This window comes from Mesorhizobium sp. LNHC252B00 (genome assembly GCF_000502955.1).
Lineage (GTDB): Bacteria > Pseudomonadota > Alphaproteobacteria > Rhizobiales > Rhizobiaceae > Mesorhizobium.
Genome location: NZ_AYWO01000047.1, coordinates 19,429 through 27,838, shown reverse-complemented (window position 1 = coordinate 27,838; position 8,410 = coordinate 19,429). Strand labels below are relative to the sequence as shown.

7 protein-coding genes and 1 pseudogene are annotated in these 8,410 nt (G+C 58.8%); 1 reads left to right on the top strand and 7 read right to left on the bottom strand.

The genetic code is table 11. The annotated features are described in order from the left end of the window. Positions 1-1,065: 1,065 nt before the first annotated feature. A pseudogene (locus tag X744_RS1000000173015) lies at positions 1,066-1,314 on the bottom strand (IS6 family transposase); the annotation flags it as partial. A 215-nt stretch (positions 1,315-1,529) separates the two neighbouring features. Between X744_RS1000000173015 and X744_RS141270 the strand changes: the two are divergent. Next, positions 1,530-2,693, top strand: coding sequence for an IS110 family transposase (locus X744_RS141270; RefSeq protein ID WP_023762846.1), 1,164 nt, complete (start codon positions 1,530-1,532; stop codon positions 2,691-2,693). Between the two features lie 377 nt (positions 2,694-3,070). Here the strand turns inward: X744_RS141270 and X744_RS141275 are convergent, their stop codons facing one another. The 6 genes from X744_RS141275 to X744_RS1000000173010 form a co-directional block, all read right to left on the bottom strand. Next, on the bottom strand, positions 3,071-3,757 hold the full coding sequence (locus tag X744_RS141275; protein WP_023762845.1) for a response regulator transcription factor: 687 nt from the start codon (positions 3,755-3,757) through the stop codon (positions 3,071-3,073). Between the two features lie 721 nt (positions 3,758-4,478). Further along, on the bottom strand, positions 4,479-5,519 hold the full coding sequence (virB11, locus tag X744_RS141280) for a P-type DNA transfer ATPase VirB11 (protein WP_023762844.1): 1,041 nt from the start codon (positions 5,517-5,519) through the stop codon (positions 4,479-4,481). Next, the gene (gene virB10, locus X744_RS0138785) at positions 5,503-6,642 is read right to left on the bottom strand and encodes a type IV secretion system protein VirB10 (RefSeq protein ID WP_031252668.1); all 1,140 of its coding nucleotides are present in this window, start codon (positions 6,640-6,642) and stop codon (positions 5,503-5,505) included. Before virB10 ends, virB11 begins: the two co-directional genes overlap by 17 nt. Next, a complete protein-coding gene (locus X744_RS141285; RefSeq protein WP_023762842.1) occupies positions 6,635-7,519 on the bottom strand; it encodes a TrbG/VirB9 family P-type conjugative transfer protein in 885 nt (294 codons plus the stop codon). Before X744_RS141285 ends, virB10 begins: the two co-directional genes overlap by 8 nt. Then, positions 7,516-8,229, bottom strand: a complete 714-nt coding sequence (locus tag X744_RS141290; protein WP_023785251.1) for a type IV secretion system protein VirB8 — start codon at positions 8,227-8,229, stop codon at positions 7,516-7,518. The genes X744_RS141285 and X744_RS141290 overlap by 4 nt, the downstream gene beginning before the upstream one ends. After that, entirely contained in the window at positions 8,226-8,384 is a 159-nt protein-coding gene (locus tag X744_RS1000000173010) for a type IV secretion system lipoprotein VirB7 (protein WP_081731114.1), read from the bottom strand. Before X744_RS1000000173010 ends, X744_RS141290 begins: the two co-directional genes overlap by 4 nt. Positions 8,385-8,410: the final 26 nt, after the last annotated feature.

Below are 8,410 nucleotides of genomic sequence, written 5' to 3'. Positions count from 1 at the left end.
CACGACGCTCTTCCGATCTGTTGAGACCTGGGCGTATAGTGTCGTCGTCGCCAGGCTGCGATGGCCCAGCAGCACCTGAATGATCCTTATGTCCGTGCCGGCTTCCAAAAGGTGGGTGGCGAAGCTGTGGCGAAGGGTGTGCACCGTCACCCGCTTCTCAACGCCCAGGAACTCGCAGGCTGCTCGACAGGCGATCCCTAAGGTCTGTGGGTGGATCGGGCCGCGGCCATCGCGCCGAGGAAATAGCCATCGCCCCGGCTTGGTCAACCGCCAATAGACGCGCAAAATCTCCAGCAGCTGCGGCGACAGCATCACATAGCGGTCCTTGCCGCCCTTGCCCTGCTCGATGCGAATGATCATCCGGCTGCTATCGATGTCCGTCACCTGCAGACGCGCCGCCTCCGCGGCGCGTAAGCCCACCGCATAGGTGGTCATCAGAGCGACCCGGTTCCTCGTCCCCTTCACGGCCTGCAGAAAGCCGACCACCTCATCGGCGCTCAGCACGACCGGCAACTTGCGCGGCGTCCTGGCGTAAGCGATCCGCTCAGGCAGATCAGATCGACCCAGCGTCACGCCGTAGAAGAAACGCAAGGCGCAAACGGTCTGGTTCAACGCGCCCCACGAGACCCTTCGGCCCACCAAGTGGGCCTGATAGGCGCGCACCTCTTCGTATCCCAGGTGATCGGGTGATCGTCCAAAAAATCGACTNCAAATTGCGGATCGTCAGATCTTCAATCATCCGCTGACGCAGAGGGCTTATCTGGGCCATCTGGGGTTCTCCTGTCTGGAAGGTTGGCTCAACACCAAATCTTCTCAGACGGGGGCCTCCTCAGGCCAGACCCGCGCATCAGCTACCGCGGCAGCGGTTTAGTTCAATCAGATATTCTCCCCGATGGGAATCCCTCGCGATTCCATCAGGTCAGATTATGCTCTAGCGTCGTCATCACCAGCTCCCTCAGACCACCGCTTCGTACTCGGCGAGTGGCCGCAGCAACGTGGCCGGGGGTGATCTTGATGCGCTCGGCGCGCACCGGCCCTTCGAAGCCGGCAACGCCGACAAAAGGCTCTGTCTCGGACCTTGATGTACGTCTCGTCCATATGCCACTTGCTGCCGACCACACGCTTGCGCCGGTTGAAGCGCTCCAGCAGCTACGGCGAGAAGTGGGCGACCCAGGATGCACGGTGGAATGGGCGACCTTCAAGCCGCATTCGGCCATCATCTCTTCCAAGATCGCGCAGGCTCAGGGTGTAGGCCAGGTACCAGCGCACGCACAGCAGGATCACCGACTGGTCGAAATGGCGGCCGTTGAACATCACGTGCTCTCCACAGCTGAGGAGTGTTTCTTGCCATGCTCCGCTGACCAAAAGGTTTGTGACAGAGCCGTTCGAACCGCATGCCGACACCATCGTCAAGGGCGGCCGCGATGTCGATTATGGCCACAAGATCCTATGAGGAGGGTGGATAGCGACCTGCGCTGTGGCAAAGGTGAGGTTGCAAAACCCTAGACACCCTACCTTGGAGGCCGAGCATGCCGGTTGCAGCACACCGACCCGATGCGTTGACCGCCATCCGCACTGATCTTGGCGCAATTTTCCTCTCGTTGGAACTCAGCCGCTCGAAATGGCTGATCACCTCGCTGTCGCCGGGCGCTGGCGAGAAGATGTCGAAACACGCAGTGGCGGCCGGCGACGTGGCCGGCATGCTGGCGCGGTTTGCCGAGCTCAACCGGAAGGCCGAGGCGCGGACCGGGAAATGCTTTCCGATCATCGTCGTCCAAGAGGCTGGGCTCGACGGCTTTTGGATCCACAGGGTGCTGCAGGCCGAAGGAATCGAAAGCCACGTCGTCGATCCGGCCTCGATTGCCACCTCACGCCGGCGGCGTCAGGCAAAGACCGACAAGATCGACGGCGAGGCGCTGGTGCGCGCGCTGCTTGCCTATAAGAGGGGCGAGCCGCGCGTCTGCGCCATGCTGCGGGTGCCCACCCCCGAGGAAGAGGACCGCCGCCGCCTCTCGCGTGAGCGCAAGGCCTTGACGAACGAGCGGACCCGCCATGTCAACCGCATCAAAGGCCTGCTGTTTGCACAGGGTGTCTCCGGCTACGAGCCGTTGCGGCGCGATCGGCGCAGGTGCCTTGAGGCGCTGAAGACCGGCGACGGGCGTCCGCTGCCGGACCATCTGAAGCAGCAGATTGATCGCGAACTCGAACGGCTGGAGCTGCTGATGGAACAGATCAAGGCGGTCGAGGCCGAGCGCGACGCCATGCTTGCGACCGAGCAGAGTGCCTCGCCAGCCCCGGCCATGCTGCTCGACCTGAAGGGCATCGGGCAGGAGTTTGCCGCCGTGCTGTGGACGGAGGGCCTGTCGCGGCACTACGACAACCGACGACAGCTGGCCGCCTACGCCGGCCTGGCGGCGACCCCCTGGCAAAGCGGCTCCGTCTCACACGACCAGGGCGTTTCGAAATCCGGCAATCCAAGGCTGCGAACTACGCTGATCCAGCTCGCGTGGCTATGGCTGCGCCATCAATCGCAATCGGCGCTCTCCTTGTGGTTCAAGGAGCGGGTGAAGCAGAACGGCGGGCGCCTCAAGAAGGCGACGATTGTGGCGCTCGCCCGCAAGCTACTCGTGGCGCTGTGGAAATACGTCAACGCCGGCGTCGTCATCGAGGGGGCGGTCATGAAGAGCGCCTGATGCCGATTGCCGCTCACCCATGGAATGTGAACTAAGCACTTCTTCCAGGGCCTGATCAGTCCTGGCGGATCCAGGTGGACGAACCGAAGGTTGGGATGGCCTGAAATGCCCCGCCACAAGAATGGTCCCGTCCTCCTGAGCCCGTACCCGCCGCAAGCGGGATGTTGGTGCCGCTGTTTCGAGCAGCGACCGTATATAAGTTGGATTGGGCTCGGATAAACGGGCCGCGTCATGCCATCGGGCTCAGACCATGGATTCCGCAACACATCGAGAAGGTGAAGAAATGTTGCCCTGACACACCCGTTTCCGTCTTTACTTTCCTCATATAAGCTCAACCTGACGACGGGCAGGCAGTCTGTTCTTTCAATTTAGACCAACTATGCGGATGCCGCCTCAGTCAATTCAAGAAGGTAACCAATGCCGCGCACGGTCGTGATCCGCGGCGTTGCACCTGACCTACTCAGGTGTCCACGTAAGCGATAGATTCCGACTTCAAGCGCGTTGGCAGATACCTCGTCGTTGAACGAATAGAGGTGATCTTCCAACTGCGCACGAGGCACGATGCGGCCTGCACGGATAAGCAGATGCTCTAAAATACATAGTTCGCGGCGTGCGATCTTCAGAGGATGACCCGAGACGGAAACCTGTCGGCCGATCGGATCGAAATTGAGATTGCCAAATACAACGATGGGGTCGGTCACCTGTGTCGACCGGCGCAGAATGGCTCTCATTCTGGCGATGAGCTCAACGAAAGAGACGGGCTTGAGCAGAAAGTCGTCCGCGCCACCGTTGAAAATTGCAATTCGCTTCTCGAGATCGTTGATGCTACTCATAATAAGGGTTGGAACTGAATGCCCGTCGCTCCTTAGCTGTCTCAGCCAGCCCAAGCCATCGCCATCTGGCAAAGCCAACTCCAGCAGGAGAATTTCATAGGTTGCGCAACAAAATGCCCTCGACGCCTGTTCCAGGTTGCCAACTACATCAACGGCAAAACCGCTATCCCCGAGCGCAACTCGCACGGCGCGCGTAAGATCCACATGATGATCAATGAGCAGCGTTCGCATTTCACGTCCTATCAAGGTAGGACAGGTCACCGTCCGCTGTAAGACCGGGGCGACAGCAGAAGTCGCGCAACTCTTCGTAGTGTTCGTAACGCTCTTTCCGATGGGTGATCGCGGGAGCATGCAAGCCGCACGCCTGCAATAGTCGGGGATGGAACACGTGAAGACCTGTTGACGGGCTGAAACCGTCGGTCGGCCAGCCCACAATGCCACCGACTCTGCCTGCGATTTCTCTGCGCATCGATCCTCCTATATGGGTTGCGTCGCAAACTCCAGCTGAGGTCGCAAGGGCAGGTTGCGGCTTTGTTCATTGAGAGGACCCCCTGGAGGCAATACCAGGAGGATTCCCTGTATGGCACTTCCCTATTTACCAACCGGTCATTCCGAACCACGTTCGGCGGCTTTGAACACGCTCATTGAGCGCGGCTAGGTAAATCAAGGGTACGACCTGCCGGGTGTCGATGCCGCTTTTGAAGCAGGCATCGGCACCAGCTCGCTGAGCGTCGCCCGCGCAATTCAGCGGACGCGCTCGATACACCCAGTCGAATCGTGCCGCAGCTTGCCGCGCCGACAGGGCGCCCGAAGACTTCAGACTTGTGACCGAAGGTCTACGCCCAGTCCTCCTCCCATTATCCACCTCCGTCAAATCAAAGTGGACGTTCAATCTGAACAAATTACGCCATCGTATCACAAACCACTTACCGATCCCCGACATGCTCTAGCCTTAGTGCTTGTTAAGAAGGTCGGCTACTGTCTCTCCGCGTCGCCGGGCATCGGCGGCGAGCCACACCTCCCCCACCTCATACACGTCGCCGTGGGTACGGAACGGCACAATGACGTCAATGGCAGCCGACAGCAGGTCAAGAAGCGTGTGGTCTTCCACAGCAGCTCCTTGCGGGCTGCTCTTGACGAGTGAAAAGAGCTTTTTAAAGCCTTGGACCGGATCCGCCCCATGAATCGTTGATATTGATCCCGCATGGCCGGAGACGACTTCGCTAAGGTAGGCCCAAGCAGCATCATCGCGCATCTCGCCAAGCAATATTCGATCAGGGCGCATGCGCAAGCTGGCTTGCAACAGTTGCTCGGCTGTCACCGCACCTACGCCTGCTCGGTCCTTCGGATAGAGTAACCGGACATGGTTCTCGTGCGGGATTGCAAGTTCGAGCGTGTCCTCGATACTTATCAGCCTCTCTTGCGGGGGTATAGCGTTGATCAAAGTCTTGCTCATTGTCGTTTTGCCGCTTCCAGTAGGTCCGCAAAGCAGCATCGTGAGCCGCCCGCAAACGCACGCTCGCAAAAATTGCTCCAAGTCACCATTGTCGTAGTGCTGAAGAATCGTTTCGTCCTGCCGCTCTTGGCGCTCCTTTCGTGACCGCCATTGATTCCAACGCGAGTATTCGTAGCGAGAAGAAACTTCCTTGAGTTCGGTCACACGACTTGAGGGACGCCGTATCGTCAGGCTTATTGTTCCTGAGGGAACAGCGGGCGGCAAACAGATCTGCAGCCGCTCTCCGTTCGGCAGCTCAGTCGCACAGAGGGGGCTTTGCGGTCCGACATCTTGCTTGCGCAGCGCTCCAGCGAGGATGGCGATGTCCTCCAGATCGTCATAAGATAGCGGTAGCGGATGTTTCGTGAAAACGCCGGCCTGTCGGACAAAGGCTTCCCCAGGCCGGTTGATAGCGACCTCTTCGGTCCTTGGCTCCTCAAGCCATTTCAGAACAGGGTTGAGAAGCAAACGCAATTGAGGGTCAGCCTCCGGTCGCATTGTTGTCTCTCCGGCGTTCACGATGTTGGGGTGCTGGCGCCACGGCGGTCGCTCTAAGATCGTATACATCTGAGAAATCGAGATCCCGAGCCACAAAGATGGATACAGCATCTCCCTGGTTTTTCTTCAGAGTTGGCGGAACGTTGATCGTTGCTCTAAGGGTCGTGTCAACGGCTTGTCCGGCGTTGCTCTGGAAGCTGTTGATGCCGCTTCCTCCACCTGAGCTGCCAGCGTATTGACCGGCGGCCTGAAACGCGCCTTGAATGACGCTCATGAGCATTGCTCCGCCAAAGCGCTGCCAGAAGTGATTATCCACCGTGCCAGGCATTCCGGAGCGGCCGAGCTCGTCAGCGCCCGGCGATGCTAGCGAAACGAGGGCATGGTCAGGCGTTTCGATGCGCGTCCACAGCACGAAGACACGCGCATCCCCCTGTTGGAGACCACGCTGGATCTCGCCAATCACGGTCGTCCCGCGATCCAAAAGCACCACGTTGTTGGTGGCGCCGCGGACGTCTTTAGGTAAGACGCACTTCACATAACCCGGTAAGTTTGTGTCGACTGCCGTTTGCAAAATGCAGGGAATTATCGTTCCTTGAGTAATCACGAGATCAGGGTGCGGCAAAAGTGTGGCCCGGCTCGGCTCCTGTATATCTGGCTTCAATCGCCCCGACAGATCGCCAGCGTCTGAAATCTCATCCGAGGTTGCGGGAGCATCCCTATGGTTGTCTTCGCTCCGCTGACCGTCGTTGGGCATTTGACCGCTGCCACTGTAGGCGAAAATTGGTGATTCCTCCGGCGGCGGATCAGCTGGCGCCGGAGGCGGCGTGGATGGCGCAGGATCTCCTGCCTGCGCCACCTGTACGGGTGCTGGAGGTTCGGGAGCAATCTCAATCGGCACGGGGCGGAATGGCTCGGCGTCGGCGACAGTTGGAGGTTTTGGCTGAGTTGGCTCGTCTTGTGTGCTGGGACGACCTCCGAGCCAGATGAGCGATAGAGATGAGATGAGAACAAGAGCAGCGACAGCCAACTTCTGCAATCCCGAAACATGCCGGCGGGCCGGCTCCGAGACCATCGATCCGGAGGCATGGACATCATGTCCCGACTGTGGGCCGGTTTCATTCATCGGCCGAGCCTTTCAAAACGCGCCACACGTCGGGTGTCACTGTACCGGTCCCTGGCGCTCGTCCCACAGGGTCATAAGCCCTGTTGAAAATGGACAAGACCGTATTGCCATCTCTCAGACGCCATTCCCGGGCGACTGCGGATACTTCAACATAGTCCCCTTTGACCGTGTAATTGGCAGCGGCTTCCTTGCCGTCGGGATTGATAATGTAGAGAGAGGGTATGCGGGAATTGCTTGCGAAGCCAAATACGGTGGTAAAGCCATTATCGAAAACTTGCAGCGGCGACAGCGATCGATCGCCCTTTGCGACGTAGTGAAAATTGCTTTCGTCCGGACTGGTAGTTGCGGCGGGCCGATTCAACAAATCCTGAACTCTCTCGTCGTGCAGCACTTTCGCCCGGCCCTGACCAAGAATCGAGCGCCTTTCTGCGTCCTTTCTCCGAGCAGCAGCCTCATCAGCAGGATAGGTGAACTGCACGCTGTAGTATAGGTCAGGTTGCTGCTCATCGAGTTTTGGCATCGCTCTCGTTGAAATACTGAAGACGTATCTCCGTGTACCGGACTCACTCTCCGCCAGCACGATGACCGGCTGCGGCGGGAGCATCCGGCTAGCCTTAAAAAAGAGATAGTTGGCGCGCGGGAGCGCAGCCAGGTCTTTGCTATTGGAAACGGCCACGGCTGCGACTGTCTCGTTGGCCGCGAATGTGACAACCAGCGTTGCCCCCACTGCGGTAGACAGGCGCACCACTTCGTCGGGACGGTAAGCCAGGTAGCGCATGCGCGCATCATGCTTGCCGGCAAGTGGTGTGTCTTCCGCGGACGCTTCCATCGTTAAGAAGAGTGAACAGACCAGCGCGAGAAACGCTCTTTTTGTCATGGCTGCACATAGCCCAGGTTCGATACGCTATCTTCCGAGCCTTGATAAGAAGTGACGAGTAGACCTCCCGGATTGGTGAGCCTCGATTGCCCAGGCAGACCCGTCAAGCGCTCGTAGCGGATGGTAGCTGTCCAGGTGGTCACTATCGGCATCTGCCCATCGACAACAAGCGTACGTTTGTAACGGATCTGTTGAACGTCCGGACTGATGTCGTTTGAAGAAATATGCCCGACCTCGAGCTTGCCGCGCTTGCCGACCGTGACTTGCGGCGAGGTGGGATTCGGATAGTTGAAGAAATCTTGATATTGCTGTCGCACAGCCGGCGCGCTGAAACTGGATACGAGGTCATAGGCGTATTGGGCTGTATCTGCTGTGTACCCCTCGCGCAGGCGTACATATTCCCACAGCGAAGCATTTATGACGGCTCGGTCTTGGGTTGCCGGCAGTCGAGAGACTGACACTTCGCTGTCGACGGTCCCATCCGGCCGGACCCAGAGGAACACAGGTACGAGCTTGGCCAACGGGACCATGGCAGCGATGGTAAATGCCTGGGCAACATTTCCTAGGACCGCCGCTGCGGCAAAGGCTATCAGGGCCTTTGACAGGCGCCGCGCAGACTTCGCTCGTGACGTTTGAAACGCTTCCACCTTCTTATAGTGGGCGGCTAGCGTTTCTCTCTCCACCAGAAGGGCATGTTCAGGAAATTTCACTTTGGCTCTTCCGCGCATTCGACCTGAAGATCCTCAGGGGTGGTTTCCCATTGTCCCACGTTCAGTTGGAATGGGGCACCCGCGCACGTCGCAAGCCCATGGCTCGTCTTGCAGGCGGCCAAAGCGAGGATTGACAGAAGTAGGCAATATTTCATGTTTTTGGCACCGAGCTTGTCGATTG